Source organism: Pseudomonas sp. CM27, from assembly GCF_013179515.1.
GTDB lineage: Bacteria > Pseudomonadota > Gammaproteobacteria > Pseudomonadales > Pseudomonadaceae > Aquipseudomonas.
The window spans coordinates 1-18146 of sequence record NZ_JABMCN010000002.1; the positions used below are offsets into that span (position 1 = coordinate 1).

The 18146-nt window shown below is 61.6% G+C and carries 16 protein-coding genes; 10 read left to right on the forward strand and 6 right to left on the reverse strand.

All coding sequences use genetic code 11. The features are described 5' to 3' along the window. On the reverse strand, positions 1-276 hold a 276-nt coding region (locus tag HP547_RS00525), incomplete at its 3' end, for a glycine betaine ABC transporter substrate-binding protein (RefSeq protein WP_306139517.1). Between the two features lie 146 nt (positions 277-422). Between HP547_RS00525 and HP547_RS00530 the strand changes: the two genes are divergently transcribed. Further along, positions 423-1385: a GlxA family transcriptional regulator gene (locus tag HP547_RS00530; protein ID WP_172227254.1), complete on the forward strand. Its 963-nt coding sequence runs from the start codon at positions 423-425 to the stop codon at positions 1383-1385. Here the strand turns inward: HP547_RS00530 and HP547_RS00535 are convergent. The 3 genes from HP547_RS00535 to HP547_RS00545 all read right to left on the reverse strand — a co-directional run bounded on the left by HP547_RS00535 (position 1376) and on the right by HP547_RS00545 (position 3223). Further along, positions 1376-1927 (reverse strand): hypothetical protein, encoded by a 552-nt coding sequence (locus HP547_RS00535; protein ID WP_172285245.1) that lies wholly within the window; start codon positions 1925-1927, stop codon positions 1376-1378. The two genes, HP547_RS00530 and HP547_RS00535, sit on opposite strands and share 10 nt — an antisense overlap. 64 nt (positions 1928-1991) lie before the next feature. Next, positions 1992-2708, reverse strand: coding sequence for a hypothetical protein (locus HP547_RS00540; protein WP_256676230.1), 717 nt, complete (start codon positions 2706-2708; stop codon positions 1992-1994). A gap of 113 nt (positions 2709-2821) precedes the next feature. Beyond that, positions 2822-3223, reverse strand: coding sequence for a lysozyme inhibitor LprI family protein (locus HP547_RS00545; RefSeq protein WP_172285246.1), 402 nt, complete (start codon positions 3221-3223; stop codon positions 2822-2824). Positions 3224-3508: 285 nt separating this feature from the next. On the opposite strand from HP547_RS00545, the gene HP547_RS00550 reads away from it, so the two are divergent. From HP547_RS00550 to HP547_RS29855, 8 genes are all read left to right on the forward strand, one after another. Beyond that, positions 3509-4486, forward strand: coding sequence for a dipeptidase (locus HP547_RS00550; RefSeq protein WP_172227248.1), 978 nt, complete (start codon positions 3509-3511; stop codon positions 4484-4486). A 75-nt stretch (positions 4487-4561) separates the two neighbouring features. Continuing rightward, positions 4562-5092, forward strand: coding sequence for a DUF5943 domain-containing protein (locus tag HP547_RS00555; RefSeq protein WP_016497619.1), 531 nt, complete (start codon positions 4562-4564; stop codon positions 5090-5092). A 15-nt stretch (positions 5093-5107) separates the two neighbouring features. Next, positions 5108-7168, forward strand: coding sequence for a dimethylglycine demethylation protein DgcA (dgcA, locus tag HP547_RS00560; RefSeq protein WP_172285247.1), 2061 nt, complete (start codon positions 5108-5110; stop codon positions 7166-7168). Positions 7169-7344: 176 nt separating this feature from the next. Then, positions 7345-9297 carry a dimethylglycine demethylation protein DgcB gene (dgcB, locus tag HP547_RS00565; protein WP_172285248.1) on the forward strand — a complete coding sequence of 651 codons (1953 nt, stop codon included), beginning with the start codon at positions 7345-7347 and terminating at the stop codon, positions 9295-9297. After that, a complete protein-coding gene (locus HP547_RS00570; protein WP_172285249.1) occupies positions 9297-10529 on the forward strand; it encodes an electron transfer flavoprotein subunit alpha/FixB family protein in 1233 nt (410 codons plus the stop codon). Before dgcB ends, HP547_RS00570 begins: the two co-directional genes overlap by 1 nt. A gap of 10 nt (positions 10530-10539) precedes the next feature. Beyond that, the gene (locus tag HP547_RS00575; RefSeq protein ID WP_172227241.1) at positions 10540-11310 is read left to right on the forward strand and encodes an electron transfer flavoprotein subunit beta; all 771 of its coding nucleotides are present in this window, start codon (positions 10540-10542) and stop codon (positions 11308-11310) included. Positions 11311-12098: 788 nt separating this feature from the next. Further along, a complete protein-coding gene (locus tag HP547_RS29850) occupies positions 12099-12893 on the forward strand; it encodes an RHS repeat-associated core domain-containing protein (RefSeq protein WP_372242843.1) in 795 nt (264 codons plus the stop codon). After that, positions 12890-13624: an RHS repeat-associated core domain-containing protein gene (locus HP547_RS29855; protein WP_172285251.1), complete on the forward strand. Its 735-nt coding sequence runs from the start codon at positions 12890-12892 to the stop codon at positions 13622-13624. The genes HP547_RS29850 and HP547_RS29855 overlap by 4 nt, the downstream gene beginning before the upstream one ends. Positions 13625-13672: 48 nt before the next feature. On the opposite strand, the gene gbcA is transcribed toward HP547_RS29855, so the two are convergent. Next, complete coding sequence (gene gbcA / locus HP547_RS00590; RefSeq protein ID WP_172285252.1) at positions 13673-14965, reverse strand: glycine-betaine demethylase subunit GbcA; 1293 nt, start codon at positions 14963-14965, stop codon at positions 13673-13675. A 294-nt stretch (positions 14966-15259) separates the two neighbouring features. On the opposite strand from gbcA, the gene gbcB reads away from it, so the two are divergent. Continuing rightward, positions 15260-16360, forward strand: a complete 1101-nt coding sequence (gene gbcB / locus HP547_RS00595) for a glycine-betaine demethylase subunit GbcB (protein ID WP_172221449.1) — start codon at positions 15260-15262, stop codon at positions 16358-16360. Positions 16361-16518: 158 nt separating this feature from the next. Here the strand turns inward: gbcB and HP547_RS00600 are convergent, their stop codons facing one another. After that, positions 16519-18144 carry a methyl-accepting chemotaxis protein gene (locus tag HP547_RS00600; RefSeq protein ID WP_172285253.1) on the reverse strand — a complete coding sequence of 542 codons (1626 nt, stop codon included), beginning with the start codon at positions 18142-18144 and terminating at the stop codon, positions 16519-16521. Between the last annotated feature and the right edge of the window lie 2 nt (positions 18145-18146).

The window sequence follows — 18146 nt, forward strand, 5'->3', positions numbered from 1 at the left end:
GGTCATGATCGGGTTCCAGTAACCCAGGAACATGTCCAGGCGTTTGTCGCGGATACCGGCAAAGATGATCTGCTGCGAAGCGCTGGTCTGTTTGGTCTGGTAGCCCAGGCCGTCGAGCAGCACCTGGGCCATGGCGCTGGTGGCAATGACGTCGGTCCAGTTGACCACCCCCAGGCGCACGTTCTTGCAGGCCGCAGGCTCTGCGGCAAAAAGCGGTGAGGTGGCGATGCTGCTCAGGGCAAGGGTCAACAGGCTGCGGCGGATCAAGCTGTGCATGGTGGCTCTCCATCGGCAGTGCATATTGTTATGGGTTTCGATCTCTGTGGATCGTGTGAACACGCTACGCTGCTGGCAGGGTGAAAAATCGCACCCTGGCGACCAACACTTGCACGGAGGCGACCACCTTTGCCGTGGAGCATTCAATGCCGCAAATCATTCATTTCCTGCTGCTGCCCGGGTTCTCCGCCATGGGCTTCATCAGTGCCCTGGAACCTCTGCGCGTGGCCAACCGGTTCAAGGGGCCGTCGTACCGCTGGCAGGTGCTGAGCCTGGATGGCGGCGCGGTGCAGGCCAGCAATGGCATGTCGGTGAACGCCGACGCGGCGCTGGCCGCAGCCGATCCGGGTGGCATCCTGCTGATCGTGGCCGGCTTCGAGCCGCTGGCCTGCTATGGGCCGGCGCTGCAGCAGGCGTTGCGCCGGCTGGACCATGACGGGGTGATTCTGGGTGGCATCGATACCGGCGCGGTGGTACTGGCCGAGGCCGGCCTGCTCGACGGCCACCGCGCCACCGTGCACTGGGAAGCGCTGGAGGCGTTCAAGGAAAACTACCCGGGCCTGCAGGTGACCCAGGAGTTGTTCGAAATCGACCGACGGCGCATTACCTGTGCCGGTGGCACGGCTTCGATCGACCTGATGCTCGACCTGATTGCCCAGGCCCACGGCGGCGAGCTGGCGGTGCAGGTGTCGGAGCAGTTCGTGCTCGGTCGCATCCGGCCACGTCAGGATCACCAGCGGATGCAGATTGCCTCTCGTTATGGCATCAGCAACCGCAAGCTGGTGCAGGTGATCGGTGAAATGGAAAAGCATACCGAGCCACCGCTGAGCACATTGGAGCTGGCAGCCCGCGCCAAGGTGACCCGGCGTCAATTGGAGCGCTTGTTTCGTTTGTATCTGAATGACACGCCGAGTGGGTTTTACCTTGGCTTGCGTCTGGACAAGGCGCGGCAGCTGCTGTGCCAGACGCAGATGAGCATCACACAGGTCAGCGTGGCGTGCGGTTTCGAGCTGCCGTCGTACTTCACGCGCTGCTACAAACGGCGTTTCGGCCATTGCCCGAGGGCAGAGCGACAGGCACTCAAGCCTCAGTTGGCTGATCAGATCTGATCGAGGTCTGACAGTGCCCTGAGCCGGGCCTCGATGCGTACGCGCTGGACCTCGAAGGCCTGGGGCAAGAGTCTGGCACCCAAGTGATCCAGGTGCAGGGTCAGGCGCGTTCGTGGGGTGTCTGCAGCAGTCGTACACCACAGGTGGAATACAAGCGCCACCGGGCTGTCAGGGTCATCATGGTCAAAACCGATGCGCATATGCGAGCTGGTTGATGTACTGCACAGGAGTGCAAGGTCAGGCTGCCGCAAGCCGTTGAGCACATCGCTTGCCACCCGCCTGAAGCTTTGGTTGCGGCTCTGAGGTGGTGGAATCCAGCCGGCGAAGACCTCCTCAAACACAGCATCCGTTGGGGTGCAGTTGAAGCTCTTGGTTGTTCGTTCGAACAGTTCGACACCGCAGTCTTCCAGGGTTTTCAGAAAAAAGCTGAACCACTGCTGGCCGTGTTGCTGACGGTCGTGGGCCAGGTTGGCATCCATTTGTGCCAGGCGCAGGCAGTCGTGAAGGTCTTCGAGGTGTTGGGGGGCAGGTGATGCGGGCATGGTTCAGGCCATTGTGTGTATGTAAATACCCGAAGATGGCGCCGCAGGCGGCGCCAAATCTGGCTTAGATGTCCAGTGCCAGGATGTCGGCCGCTTGACTGGCCAGCTTCAACCTGACGGCTTCGCGCATGGCACCGAAGTGGCGAACACTGAACGAACCTTGTTGCGAGGCTCGGTAGACACGGGTGTTCGATTTGTCGAGGATGCGGCCGGACGAGCCTGCGGCCTTCTCGGCTTTGTCATAGCTCAACTGAACACTGGTCATGTGCATGATCGGCAGGCCCTGTGGCGTCATTTCGCAGGCCGAAATCTGCACGGTGCTGGATTTACCCGAAACGCTCACGCTGCTTTCTTCAAGCAGTTGCTGTGCCTTTGGCGTTTTCACGATCACTTCGAAAGAGCGTCTGACACAGCGGCTCAGACGATGGTTATGGCCGATCTGGACGGTGACAATTTCAGGGGCCAGGGTTGCCAGCGTGTGAGTGTCCTTGTCCAGCGCCTCTTCGACGTGAGCGGCGCCGGTCAGTGTCCAGCCGAATTTGCCCAGGCCATCGTTGTAGAAGTTGTACCATTCGCGCTGCTGGGTTTCTTTGTCGAACTTCTTGTTTGCCGACAGGTTCATCAGGCGCATGCCATCCAGCACGTCTTCGGCAACTGTGGCCGGTACATCCGGGGCGAAAATGCAGACGGTGTTGGCGACCATTACAGCGCGTTCTTCGCCTTCTTTCTTCAGCGCGGCAATGGCGCTGTCCATGTCGGTTTTGCTGATGTTGGAAGTCATGTCTTGGTTTCCTTCAGTACAGTGCGACGCCTCGGCTGAGGCGTCTGGCGTGCACTGTGTTTCGGATTGCCAAGTCAGATAAGTTGCAAGCTTTTCCTAACGGGGTAACGTGTCTATTGCTGCCCAATCGCCTGCAAATACTCCGAGCGGTCATCACTGCGCTGCGCCACGCAGGTGTCCCACGCCGCCTGGAACGCTTTGCTGCCGGGCTTCTCGGCATAGGTCTCGACCTTGCAGTCGGCATCGCGCAGCTGCGTCCACAGCTGCTCTGCCGCATCCAGACGCGCGATCAGGGCCGTGGTCTGGTCACCCTCGTCGGCGTACTGGTCGCGGATGCGCTGGATCAGGTCGTCATAGGCCGCTTTCAACTCGCGCTCGGCGGTCTGCTTGTTGAACGCAGCGCAGGCGTAGGACTGCTGGTCGGTGTCGACGTTGTCGCACGGGGTGCTTTCTTCCTCGCCGGCCTGGGCGCCCGATACGACTGTCATCAATACCAGCCATGCCATTGATCTCATCCGCTTTCTCCTCAACAGGCTGACGAATGGCAGGGATTCTCGCTCAGCTTACGGCAAGGTGGTAGGTCCCTGACGAAATGTTCATGAAACGGCCGGATATGTCGTTATCGAGACTGTCTCTCATCGCCAGGCAGCATGCCAGAGGGCGCGATGTCGCGCATTGACGCTTTCGGCAAACCCCCTGTCGTTTTTGCATCGGGGCGCCTTTGGGCACAGGCATATGCTGGCCCCAAAGCGCCGGCAGAAGATTCGGCGCGGCCCAAATCAACAAAAGGGGACAGCCTGATGAGCCCAGCCGAACTTCACGCCGACAGCATCGTCATCGACGGCCTGATCATTGCCAAATGGAACCGTGAGCTGTTCGAGGACATGCGCAAAGGCGGGCTGACTGCGGCCAACTGCACGGTGTCGGTCTGGGAAGGTTTCAAGGCTACCGTCGACCAGATCGCCGCCAGCCAGAAGCTGATCCGCGACAACAGCGACCTGGTCATGCCGGTGCGCACCACCGCCGACATTCGCAAGGCCAAGGAGCTGGGCAAGACCGGCATCCTGTTCGGCTTCCAGAACGCCCATGCCTTCGAAGACCAGATCGCCTACGTCGACGTGTTCAAGCAGCTGGGCGTGGGCATCGTGCAGATGTGCTACAACACCCAGAATCTGGTGGGCACCGGTTGCTACGAGCGTGATGGCGGGCTGTCGGGCTTCGGCCGCGAGATCGTGGCGGAAATGAACCGTGTCGGCATCATGTGCGACCTGTCTCACGTCGGCTCGAAAACTTCCGAAGAAGTCATCCTCGAATCGAAAAAGCCGGTGTGCTACTCGCACTGCCTGCCGTCGGGCCTTAAAGAGCACCCGCGCAACAAGTCGGACGAAGAGCTCAAGTTCATCGCCGATCATGGCGGCTTCGTCGGCGTGACCATGTTCGCGCCATTCCTGGCCAAGGGCATCGATTCGACCATCGACGACTACGCCGAAGCCATCGAGTACACCATGAATATCGTCGGCGAAGACGCTATCGGTATCGGTACCGACTTTACCCAGGGCCACGGCCAGGACTTCTTCGAGTACCTGACCCACGACAAGGGCTACGCCCGCCGCCTGACCAGCTTCGGCAAGATCATCAACCCGCTGGGCATCCGCACCGTGGGCGAATTCCCCAACCTCACCGAGACCTTGCTCAAGCGCGGCCACTCCGAACGCGTGGTGCGCAAGATCATGGGCGAGAACTGGGTCAACGTCCTCAAGGACGTGTGGGGCGAGTAAGCCGCTCTCCAAGCCTGAAGCCCCTGCCAGCAACGCCGGGGCACCCAAACAAAAATTTTATGGAGTTGAGTTTCCATGGCCAAGATCGCCCCGCAATTGCCAATCGAAGTCGACAGCGAAACCGGTGTCTGGACCAGCGACGCCTTGCCGATGCTGTATGTGCCGCGCCATTTCTTCGTCAACAACCACATCGGCATCGAGGAAGTGCTGGGCGCCGACGCCTATGCCGAGATCCTCTACAAGGCCGGCTACAAGTCGGCCTGGCACTGGTGTGAAAAAGAAGCCGAGTGCCATGGCCTGGAAGGTGTGGCGGTGTTCGAGCACTACATGAAGCGCCTGAGCCAGCGTGGCTGGGGCTTGTTCGAAATCCAGGACATCGACCTGGACAAAGGCACCTGCAGCGTCAAGCTCAAGCATTCCGCGTTCGTGTACGTGTACGGCAAGGTCGGCCGCAAGGTCGACTACATGTTCACCGGCTGGTTCGCCGGCGCAATGGACCAGATTCTCGCTGCCCGCGGCAGCTCGATCCGCACCGTGGCCGAACAGGTCTACGGCGGGTCAGAAGAAGGCCACGAAGATGGCCTGTTCGTTACAAAGCCGTTGTAAGCCGGAGATAGCGTCATGGCATTCGAAGCAATGTTCCAGCCGATTCAGATCGGCAAGCTGACCATCCGCAACCGTGTGCTCAGCACCGCGCACGCCGAGGTCTACGCCACTGACGGCGGCATGACGACCGACCGCTACGTGAAGTACTACGAAGAAAAGGCCAAGGGCGGCATCGGCCTGGCGATCTGCGGCGGCTCGTCGGTGGTGGCCATCGACAGCCCGCAGGAATGGTGGGCGTCGGTCAACCTGTCGACCGACCGCATCATCCCGCACTTCCAGAACCTGGCCGACGCCATGCACAAGCATGGCGCCAAGATCATGATCCAGATTACCCACATGGGCCGTCGCTCGCGCTGGGACGGCTTCAACTGGCCGACCCTGATGTCGCCGTCGGGCATCCGTGAACCGGTCCACCGCGCCACCTGCAAGACCATCGAGGTGGAAGAGATCTGGCGGGTGATCGGCAACTACGCGCAGGCTGCGCGGCGGGCCAAGGAAGGTGGCCTGGACGGCGTGGAGCTGTCGGCCGTGCACCAGCACATGATCGACCAGTTCTGGAGCCCGCGGGTCAACAAGCGTACCGACGAATGGGGCGGCAGCTTCGAAGGCCGCATGAAGTTCGGCCTGGAAGTGCTTAAAGCCGTGCGTGCCGAGGTCGGTGACGACTTCTGCGTGGGCATGCGTATCTGTGGCGACGAGTTCCACCCCGATGGCCTCAGCCACGAGGACATGAAGCAGATCGCCGCGTACTACGACGCCACCGGTATGCTCGACTTCCTTGGTGTGGTCGGCTCGGGCTGCGACACCCACAACACCCTGGCCAACGTCATCCCCAACATGAGCTACCCGCCGGAGCCGTTCCTGCACCTGGCGGCCGGTATCAAGGAAGTGGTCAAGATCCCGGTGCTGCACGCGCAGAACATCAAGGACCCGAACCAGGCCACGCGCATCCTCGAAGGCGGCTACGTCGACATGGTCGGCATGACCCGCGCGCACATGGCTGACCCGCACTTGATCGCCAAGATCAAGATGGGCCAGATCGACCAGATCAAGCAGTGCGTCGGTGCCAACTACTGCATCGACCGTCAGTACCAGGGCCTGGATGTGCTGTGCATCCAGAACGCCGCCACCTCCCGTGAATACATGGGTGTGCCGCACATCATCGAGAAGACCACCGGCGTCAAACGCAAGGTCGTGGTGGTGGGGGCAGGCCCTGCCGGCATGGAAGCGGCCCGTGTGGCCGCCGAACGTGGCCACGACGTGACCCTGTTCGAGAAGAAAGACCAGATCGGCGGGCAGATCACCATTGCCGCCAAGGCGCCGCAGCGCGACCAGATTGCCGGCATCACCCGTTGGTACCAACTGGAACTTGCGCGGCTGAAAGTTGACCTGCGCCTGGGTACGGCAGCCAGCGTGGACGCCATCCAGGACCTGCGCCCGGATGTCATCGTGCTGGCGGTGGGCGGCCATCCATTCGTCGAGCAGAACGAGCACTGGGGCGCAGCCGAAGGGCTGGTGGTCAGCAGCTGGGACGTCCTCGACGGCAAGGTGGCACCGGGCAAGAACGTGCTGGTGTACGACACCATCTGCGAATTCACCGGCATGTCGGCGGCGGACTACATCGCCGACAAGGGCAGCCAGGTGGAGATCGTCACCGACGATATCAAGCCGGGCGTGGCCATGGGCGGTACCACCTTCCCCACCTACTACCGCAGCATGTACCCGAAAGAAGTGATCATGACCGGCGACATGATGCTGGAAAAGGTCTACCGCGAAGGCGACAAGCTGGTGGCGGTGCTGGAGAACGAATACACCGGCGCCAAGGAAGAACGCGTGGTCGACCAGGTAGTGGTGGAAAACGGCGTGCGTCCTGACGAAGAGCTGTATTACGCACTGAAGGAAGGTTCGCGCAACAAGGGCCAGATCGACGTGGAGGCGCTGTTTGCCATCCAGCCACAGCCGATCCTCAGCCAGCCGGGCGAAGGCTACCTGCTGTACCGCATCGGCGACTGCGTGGCCCAGCGCAACGTGCATGCGGCGATCTACGACGCCTTGCGCCTGTGCAAGGACTTCTGATCGAAACAAATCGTCGCCACCGGGCGTGGTCCCTGTGGGAGCGGGTTCACCCGCGAATGCGTCAGCGCTGACAACGCCGTTGCCTGACCGGGCGCATTCGCGGGTAAACCCGCTCCCACAGGGGCCAATCCCAGCTTCAGAGTGGTGCAAGAATCCAGCTGTTGTGGGAGCCTCCCATGTTGAACACCCTTCTACCCATCCTGCTGTTCGCTGCCCTTGGCCTGGCAGTGCTCGGCGCCCTGCGCCGGGTGCGCATGTGGCGTCGTGGCCGGGCCGCCAAGGTCGATCTGATCGGCGGCCTGCTGGCCATGCCGCGCCGTTACCTGGTGGACCTGCACCATGTGGTCGAGCGCGACAAGTACATGTCCAACACCCACGTGGCCACTGCCGGTGGCTTCGTGCTGTCGGCCGCGCTGGCGATCCTGGTGCATGGCTTCGGCCTGCAGAGCAAGATTCTTGGCTACGCGTTACTGGTGGCCACGCTAATCATGTTCACCGGTGCCTTGTTCGTCTTCAAGCGCCGCCTCAACCCGCCCTCGCGCCTGTCCAAGGGCCCATGGATGCGCTTGCCGAAAAGCCTGCTGGCATTCGCCGTGAGCTTCTTCATTGCCACCTTGCCGGTCGCCGGCATCCTGCCCGCGAACACCGGCGGCTGGGTCATGGTCGGTATCCTTGGCCTGGGCGTGCTGTGGGGCGTGTCGGAGCTGTTCTTCGGCATGACCTGGGGCGGCCCGATGAAACACGCCTTCGCCGGTGCCCTGCACCTGGCCTGGCACCGCCGCGCCGAGCGCTTCGGCGGTGGCCGTTCCACCGGCCTGAAACCGCTGGACCTGGAAGACCCGAACGCGCCGCTGGGCGTGGAAAAACCGGTGGACTTCACCTGGAACCAGCTGCTGGGCTTCGATGCCTGCGTGCAGTGCGGTAAATGTGAAGCGATGTGCCCGGCATTTGCCGCCGGCCAGCCGCTGAACCCGAAAAAACTCATCCAGGACATGGTCATCGGCCTGGCCGGTGGCACCGATGCCAAGTTCGCCGGCAGCCCGTACCCGGGCAAGCCAGTCGGCGAGCACGGCGGGCACCCGCACCAGCCGATCGTCAATGGCCTGGTCGACGCCGAAACGCTGTGGTCGTGCACCACCTGCCGTGCCTGCGTCGAGGAATGCCCGATGATGATCGAGCACGTCGATGCCATCGTCGACATGCGCCGCCACCTCACCCTGGAAAAAGGCGCGACCCCGAACAAGGGCGCCGAGGTGCTGGACAACCTGATCGCCACCGACAACCCCGGCGGCTTCGCCCCTGGCGGGCGGATGAACTGGGCCGCCGACCTCAACCTGCAACTGCTGTCCGAGGTGAACACCACCGAGGTGCTGTTCTGGGTGGGTGACGGTGCCTTCGACATGCGTAACCAGCGCACCCTGCGCTCGTTCGTCAAGGTGCTGAAGGCCTCGGGCGTGGACTTTGCCGTGCTCGGTCTGGAAGAGCGCGACAGCGGCGACGTGGCACGCCGCCTCGGCGACGAAGCGACCTTCCAGCAGCTGGCCAAGCGCAATATCCAGACCCTGGCCAAGTACAAGTTCCAGCGCATCGTCACCTGTGACCCGCACAGCTTCCACGTGCTGAAGAACGAGTACGGCGAGCTGGGCGGTGACTACCAGGTGCAGCACCACAGCACCTACATCGCCGAGCTGATCGCCGCGAAAAAACTCAACCTCGGTCAGCACAAGGGCGGCAGTGTCACCTACCACGACCCGTGCTACCTGGGTCGTTACAACGGCGAGTACGAAGCACCGCGCGAAGTCCTCAAGGCACTCGGTATCGAAGTGCGCGAAATGCAGCGCTCGGGCTTCCGTTCCCGCTGCTGCGGCGGTGGCGGCGGTGCGCCGATCACTGACATCCCCGGCAAGCAGCGGATTCCGGACATGCGCATGGACGACATCCGCGAAACCGAGGCCGAACTGGTGGCCGTGGGTTGCCCGCAGTGCACTGCGATGCTCGAAGGCGTGGTCGAACCGCGCCCACAGATCAAGGACTTGGCAGAGTTGGTGGCTGACGTGCTGATCGAAGAGGACGCGCCTGCCACCGCAAAGCCGCAAACGGCCAAACGTGAACCTGCGGAGGTGCACTGATGAGCGACATTATCCGCCGCGACCCACGCGCCGAGTGGATCGCCCGTAACCGCCTGCACCCGCTGCACGCGGCCATGCAGACACAGCAGACCAGCTGGATGGGGCCCAATGGCCTCATCCGCAAGAACCCCCATGCGATTGCCGCAGGCTTTATCGGCCCCGCGGGCATCAAGCGCATCGACCGCAGCGGCGCCCAGCAGGGCACCGGTGTGGGCGGGCGGCGTACGGCGGCGACCGAGGTCAAGCTGCCGCTGCACCAGGTGCCGGAGCCGGCGTTCTACATTGCCGTGGTGCCGGACATGGTCGGTGGCCGCCTGAGCAGCCACGACCGCGACCTGCTGGGCCTGGCTCACAGCCTGGCTGGCAGCGACGGTGCTGTGCTGGCGGTGGTGTTTGGCGAGCACAAGGAAAACAACTTTTCCACAGCCGGCGTCGACAGGCTGTTGGTCATCGAAGGGGAGGCCTTCGAAGGTTATGTACCGGAGCAGCTGGTACAGGGCCTGCGGGCTGTGGATAACCAGTTCACGCCACGCCACTGGTTGCTGCCAGACAGCCGCACCGGCGGCGGCGAACTGGGCCGGCGCCTCGGCGCAGCGCTGGGCGAGCGCCCGGCCACGCGGGTATGGCAAGTCAAGGATGGCCAGTGCGTAGGCCGCGCTGGCGCTGGCCAGCAAGACCTGCAACGCGCCGTGCCGCGTCTGATCCTGGCGGCGGCTGAGTGCGCCGAACCGGTCAGCGAAACCCGTCACGAAGCCTTGCCGGTGGAGTTGTCCACAAGCGTGGCGCGCAGCCTGTCGCGCATCGAAGACCTTGGTTCGGTGGCCGTGGACCCGGCCACCATTGCCATGGCCGAGGCCGAGTTCATCGTCTCGGGCGGCAACGGGGTCAAGGACTGGGACCTGTACCACCAGGCGACTGCGACGCTGGGCGCCACAGAAGGCGCCTCGCGGGTGGCGGTGGACGACGGCTTCATGCCGCGCAACCGCCAGGTGGGTGCGACCGGTACCTGGGTGACCGCGCGGGTCTACGTGGCTGTGGGTATCTCGGGGGCGATCCAGCACCTGCAGGGCATTGGCGCCTGCGACAAGGTGGTGGCGATCAATATGGACCCGGGCTGCGACATGATCAAACGGGCTGACCTGTCGGTGATTGGCGACAGCTCGGCGATTCTCAAGGCACTGATCGAAGCTGTGGACAACTACCGCAGCGGCGGCCAGCGCGACGCGGCATAAGGGCACGAGCATGAGTACGAAAGTGATCAGCCTGGTTTCCATCGGTGCCCACCCAAGCTCCGGTCGCGCTCGCCGCGCCGAGCAGGATGCTCGCGCCGTCGAACTGGGCTTGCAACTGGCTGGGGATAACTTGCAGGTGGTGCATGCCGGCGACCCGCAGGAAGAGGCGCTGCGTGCCTACCTGGGCATGGGGCTGGACCATCTGGATGTGCTGGAGCAGCCGGCCGGCGCCGATGTGCTGGGTGTGCTGGGCGATTACCTGCGCGATGCCGGCGCGCAACTGGTGCTGACCGGGAGCCAGGCGGAAACGGGCGAGGGGTCGGGCATGTTGCCGTTCCTGCTGGCTGAAAAACTCGGTTGGCCGTTGATTGTAGGGTTGGCCGAGGTGGAGTCGATCGACAACGGCACCGCCCAGGTATTGCAGGCGCTGCCGCGTGGTCAGCGGCGTCGGTTGAAAGTGCGCCTGCCGTTGCTGGCGACTGTGGATAACGCTGCGCCGAAACCGCGTCAGAGCGCCTTCGGCCCCGCACGCCGGGGAGTGCTGGCGGCGCGCAATGTGGCCATAGTCGACGACGAGCTGTTGGCCGATGCCGAGTTGCAACCGGCCCGTCCTCGGCCCAAGCGGTTGAAGGTGATCAAGGCCAAGAGCGGTGCTGACCGGATGAAGGCGGCGACGGCCAAGGCCAGTGGCGGCGGCGGCAAGGTGCTGAAGGATGTTTCTCCACAGGAAGGCGCCGAGGCGATTCTCAAGCTGTTGGTGGAAGAGGGCGTGCTCCGCTGACACTTGTACCGGCCTCAACGCCGGCAAGCCAGCTCTCACAGGGTCACCACTGCCTCCGGGGTCAGTGCAATACCTGTGGGAGCTGGCTTGCCGGTGATTGGCCCTGACAGGCTAATGATGCCCGCTGGCCACATTGAACGCCTAGGAGCCCAATCCCCCGCCCTCCATCGAACCACTTTACGGTTCCCTCTTGGCGCTGTGCATAAGTCACTTCTGAGTAATGCCAAAGTAGTGGTCATTACCCCATCACTTTTCTTCATTTCACGATACTGGCACAAATGTCGGGTGCGCCTCTGTTTTGCCCACCGAATCTGTTCGCCAAGGTGTGGATAAAGTGTTTGTGCTTCGCTGGAGGCCGCGTGGTTTACGGGCTTCATTGGTTTGATCAAAAAACAATCAATCCCCCCTCGGTCAGCGGTGGTGCTTTTTCAGGTTTCCCACAATTGCTGTTGGCCAGCCTGTGGGTAACATGTTCGTGCTCGCCTGTGAGGCCCGGGGCTCATGGGCTTGAAGCTATTGAGCAAATTATGAGCATTAGCGACTGAATGCATTGGAACTGTGATGCTGTCCCTCGCTGCACCATACAAACATGTGGATAAGTTGTGGGTACAAGCCACGCCGTGATCTGCGCAGGTAGGCGATGGAAGGAAAAAATCGGGCTGGTGGGCCTATCAGTTTTACCAGTATCTGAACCTGTCGGTCAGCGTTAATGTCGTCTTCAAAATCCTGTGTCAGAGCACTAACAGATGACGCGAGCCTCCTCACTCATTACAGATGCGCAGCGCTCGGTGAATACGGGATCACGCGATCAAAGATCCTCTGAAAGGACGTACACCTGTTATGGGCACTCGCCATCTGGCCCTGGTCCTCTGCCAGCGTTCGCAAGCGAGCGTCATGACCAGGTGACGGCCTGTTACCACCTTGGCAACGGGTACAGGCTCTATAGCCCCTCTCTGATGCGTTTTCTCAATCCCGATCGGTTGAGCCCCTTCGGCCGGGGCGGAATCAATAAGTATGCCTACTGTGCTGGAGACCCCATCAACAGAATCGACCCATCAGGTAGATTCTGGGAAGTGCTGACCTCCATCGAAGTTACCAGAGCGACGACAGTTGCTGCCTATACCGGTCTGAATATTGCCGCGTTGACGAGCAGAATTCAGAACCGCTCCGGAATTTGGGGCAATTGGCAACTCTTGGTTGAGTCGGCGCTGGTACTGACGGGAACGACTTTATTATTCACTGGCTCGGAAAGGCTGCAACCCGTCGCTTTAGGCATGATGAGTGTTGGCAACGTAACTTCCATTGCCAAGTCTGCCGTAACAATCGCCAGCAACCTGACCGGCGGCTTCAGGGGGGCTGCAGACGCAGCGTGGCAGAATATGCGTCTTATGACCGGTTATGCACAGTTGGGTGAGCAGGTACAGGTGTCGCCTTCTCAGCAAGCTTCGGGATCTGTCGTGATCAATATCAATCCGGGAGTGGTTAACATAAACATGGATTCATCATCATCACCATCACCTGCTGCAGCGCTCAAAAAAGTCAGAAGGAACTCCACAGGGTCCATCGAGGCTACTCGCCTATGATTCGGCACGGCCATCCACGTGGTTTCACCGCATATGGCGCCTCTAATGGGCTATCTGGGTCACGCTTGGCATTCTGCGGAGAGTACCGCGACTCAATGACAGGCCACTATCATCTTGGCAATGGCCATCGCACCTATAACCCGATACTCATGAGATTCCATGGTGCCGATGCGCTGAGCCCGTTCGGTATGGGTGGGATCAATACCTATACCTATTGCACAGGCGATCCAATTAATCGGGTCGATCGCAATGGCGGATTCTCCATGCCTAATGCGATTTTCCTGACCGGTTTGTTAGAAGGTGCACTGAATATTGTCGACGGCGTCTTGTCTGCGTTCAACCTGGTCGTTCAACGTAGGGGGGAGGCTGGTTCTTCGATTTCTTTTGCCAAGCAATTCCAGGTATGGGCCAAGACTCACAAGGGGACTTTGAAAGTTGCTGCCGCTGCTGTTGTCTGGAGTGAGCAGGGGGGACCATCGATGCCGTCCGTAACCGACAGTGTCGTGATAGGGGCGGCGGCAACAAGCCTCGGTATCACGGAGCGTTCATTGAACATCCAGCATCACGCGACTGAGGTGGGGGCCTACTTGACGCAGAATCCGGCCGAGATACCCGGTGTGGTCATGGAAACAGTGGGAATTCTGTCAGGAGTCACTCCGGTGCTGACGTTAGGCTGGGATGTTGTGCAGAAGATTCGTGGCGACTCGGTGCGGCCAAACGTTCATGCATGAAGTCAAGAACCGGGCAACCAATCGCTTGCCTGCCCGGTTCATCATTGATTACTGCGCCTGCACTTCCTTCAGATAAGGTGCCGGCTCCGCCCCCAGGTTCTCAAGAACCCGCTGGCTATACCAGTCAATGAAGTTGACCACACCAAACTCGTAAGTCTTCGAGTACGGGCCCGGCTGGTAAGCGGTAGAGTTGATCCCGCGCTGGTTCTCTTCCGCCAGGCGACGGTCCTGGTCGTTGGTAGCGTCCCACACTTTGCGCATGCGCTCAGGGTCGTAGTCCACGCCTTCCACGGCATCCTTGTGCACCAGCCACTTGGTGGTGACCATGGTTTCCTGGGCGCTGATCGGCCACACGGTGAAGACGATGATGTGGTCACCCATGCAGTGGTTCCACGAGTGCGGCAGGTGCAGGATGCGCATCGAACCCAGGTCCGGGTTCTTGATGCGGCCCATCAGCTTCTGGCAGGCCTGCTTGCCGTCCATGGTCATCGACACGGTGCCCTTGAGCAGCGGCATGCGCACGATGCGGTTACGCAGGCCGTGGCTTTTGTGCAGGTAAGGGATTTTCTCGGCTTCCCAGGCGGCGGCAGAGCTGGCCACGTGGTCCTTGAATTCCTGGCTGGCGCGCGGGTCGTTGGTGTCGTCCCACTCCAGCAGGGTTTGCAGCAGTTCCGGGTGCGAACCGCTACAGTGGTAGCACTCGCGGTTGTTTTCCAGCACCAGTTTCCAGTTGGCCTTTTCCATCAAGGTGGTGTGCACGGCCACCTTGGTGTTCTCCATGTCGTACGGTTCCATGTAGTGCTCGAGGGTGCCCAGGAACTCGTCGATGGCAGGCGGGTTTTCCGCCAGGCTGATGAAGATGTATCCGCCGGAAACCTTCACGTGTACCGGTTTCAGGCCGTACTCCTTCATGTCGAAGTCGGCGCCCATTTCGGTGCCGGCGAACAGCAGGCGGCCGTCCAGCTCATAGGTCCACTGGTGGTAGTGGCAGACCAGCTTGGCCACTTTGCCCTTGTCGCTCACGCACAGCCGCGAACCGCGGTGGCGGCATACGTTGTGGAAGGCATGCACCTTGCCTTCGGCACCGCGCACCACCAGGATCGGGTTCTTGCCGATCTGCAGGGTGATGTAGTTGCCTTTTGCCGGGATTTCGCAAGTCATGCCGGCGATCAGCCATTCTTTCTGGAAGATCTCCTGCATGTCGATCTGGAACAGACGCTCGTCGGTGTAGAAAGGCTGGGGCAGCGAGTAGGTGCGCTCGCGGGTCTGCAACATCTCGGCGGTGGCCTTGCGTGCAGGTTCCAGTGGATCGCCCAGGCTCAGGGTTGCGGTGACGTCCATCGTGTATTCCTCGGGGCCGTGTGCGGCCGGCAAAAGGTGGCTAATCGTTGTTGTGGTGCCGCAAGGTTGCTCTTGAAAAGCAGCTAGTTGTTTTGCCGTGGAGTGTGCGTCCGAAGACGCCGCGAACCGTATCCATGGACGACATGGCCGATTTGAATAACGACGCCCCAGCCCTTGTATTGCGGGGCTGGTCGCGATAAGCACGCCGATGTCGCTGGCAGGAATGTACGTCGCTCACGGGTTGAGCATTATCGGAGCCATGAAAAGGGCCATAGTCGGCCGCTGGAGATGAACATGTCCGATACCTTCCTCAATCCGGTCACCACCCAGACCTGGGCCAACGGCCGCCACATCGTGCGCTGCGTCAAGGTCATCCAGGAGACCTGGGACGTGCGCACCTTCTGCTTCATGGCAGACCAGCCGATCATGTTCTTCTTCAAGCCGGGGCAGTTCGTCACCCTCGAGCTGGAAATCGAAGGCAAGCCGGTGATGCGCTCGTACACCATCTCCAGTTCGCCGTCGGTGCCCTACAGCTTCTCGATCACCGTCAAGCGCGTGCCGGGCGGCCAGGTGTCCAACTTCCTGCACGACACCATGCACGAGGGCGCCGAGCTGCCAGTGCATGGCCCGGTGGGGTTGTTCAACGCCATCGACTTCCCGGCCGGCAAGGCGTTGTACCTGTCCGGTGGTGTCGGTATCACCCCGGTCATGTCGATGGCGCGCTGGTTCTACGACACCAACGCCAATGTCGACATGGTGTTCGTGCACAGCGCGCGTTCGCCGAAGGACATCATCTACCACCGCGAGCTTGAACAGATGGCCTCGCGCATTCCCAACTTCAGCCTGCACATCATTTGCGAGAAGCATGGGCTGGGCGAGCCGTGGGCCGGCTATCGCGGTTACCTGAACCAGCGGTTGATGGAGCTGATCGCGCCGGACTACATGGAGCGTGTGGTGTTCTGCTGCGGCCCGACGCCGTACATGACCGCCGTCAAGCGCATGCTCGAGGCGGTTGGCTTCGACATGAAGAATTACCACGAAGAATCGTTCGGTGCGACCCCGGCGGAGGCCAAGGCCGATGCGGTTGAGCATGCCGAGCAGGCGGCCGATGCGCCGGAGCTGGATGTTTCCGACCTGAACCTGGTGGAGTTCATCGGCAGCGAGAAGAGCATTCGCATTGCCCCGGGCGAGACCGTGCATGCGGCGGCGGCCAAGGTCGGGCTGATGATCCCGAAAGCGTGCGGCATGGGCATTTGCGGTACGTGCAAGGTGCTGAAGCTGGGCGGCGAGGTGGAAATGGACCACAACGGCGGCATTACCGAAGAGGACGAAGCCGAGGGCTACATCCTGTCGTGCTGCAGTGTGCCGAAAGGGGATGTGCGGATCGATTACTGATCTGAAGTTGCTGGGGCTGCTTCGCAGCCCATCGACGCGGTTCGTCGCCACGACAAGCGCGGCTCCCACAGGTACTGCACAAGCCAGGAGAGTTGCGCGGTCGGTGTGGGAGCTGGCTTGCCGGCGATGGGCCGCAAAGCGGCCCCGGCTTTTAGAAGTCAGGTACGGAAACGGGCTACCAGACCATTAAGGTCAACAGCCAGACGCGACAGCTCGGCGCTAGCCGCGCTGGTCTGATGCGCCCCGGTAGCACTCTGCACCGACAGGTCATTGATATTCACCAGGTTGCGGTCCACCTCCCGCGCCACTTGGGCCTGTTCTTCTGCCGCGCTGGCGATCACCAGGTTACGCTCGTTGATCTGCGCCACGGCACCGGCAATGGTATCCAGCGCCATGCCCGCACCACGGGCGATGTTCAGCGTCGATTCGGCGCGTTCGGTGCTGGTGCGCATCGACTCCACCGCTTCCTCCGTACCGCCCTGAATACTGCCGATCATCCGCTCGATTTCGCTGGTCGACTGCTGGGTACGGTGGGCCAGCGCCCGCACTTCATCGGCCACTACGGCAAAACCACGGCCCGCCTCACCCGCACGCGCGGCTTCGATAGCAGCGTTAAGCGCCAGCAGGTTGGTTTGATCGGCCAGGCCACGGATCACGTCCAGCACCTTGCCGATATCACGCGACTGCTCGGCCAGGTGGGTGATCAGCTTGGCAGTGGCTTGCACATCACCACTCATGCGGTCGATGGCGCCCACGGTTTCCATCACCAGGTCACGACCGTCACCGGTCGAGCGGCTGGCTTCACTGGACGCTTCGGAGGTGCTTACGGCATTACGTGCCACTTCTTCCACCGCACTGGTCATTTCCGTAACGGCAGTGGCTGCCTGTTCGATTTCGTTGTTCTGTTGTTGCAGGCCACGGGCACTTTCATCAGTGACTGCATTCAGCTCTTCGGCAGCCGACGCCAACTGGGTGGCGGAACCGGCGATCTGTTGCAAGGTGTCGCGCAGCTTGTCCTGCATGCGGGCCATGGCGCGCAGCAGTCGGGCGGCTTCGTCGGTGCCTTCGGCGCGAATGACGTGGGTCAGGTCACCGTCGGCAACCTGTTCGGCCGACTTCAGTGCCTCTTCAATGGGCCTGACGATGCTGCGCGTCAGCAGGAATGCGCAAAGGAAGGTCAGCACCGTGGCTGCAATCAGCAGCCCGATCACCAGGGCGAAGGCGGCGGCATACTGGCTGGCGGCTTTCGCGTTGGTGGCGCGGGTCTGGTCGGTGTTGATGCGCACCAGGGTGTCCATGACCTTGTTGATCTGCTCGGAGTTGGCCAGCAGGTCGCGGTTCAGCAGGTCGCGCAGCTCATCAAGGCGGTCGGCCTGGCTCAGGCTGCGCATGCGCGATTCCAGCTGGCGGTACTGGCTGAGCAATTGGCCGTACTGGTCGAACGCGGCCTGCTCGTCGGCGGCACCGATCATCGGCAGGTAAGCCTGGCGCGCTCGGTCGATCTGGGTGTTGCGCTGATCCAGCAGGTTGAGGGTATCGCGCTGGGTCTCTGGCTCGCGGTTGAGCAGCAGGCGGTAGGAAAGGGTGCGCATGCGCAGGTTCAGCGCGGTGAGTTCGTCGAGAATCTTGATACTCGGCACGCTGACCTGTTCGATGGCGACGCCGGCCTGGCGAATGTTGCCCATTTGTATCAGCGAGAAGATACCGAGGCCGAGCATCAGCACGCCGATGAGCGCAAAGCCGAGCAACGCGCGCGGGGCGATATTCATGTTGCGTAGAGACATGG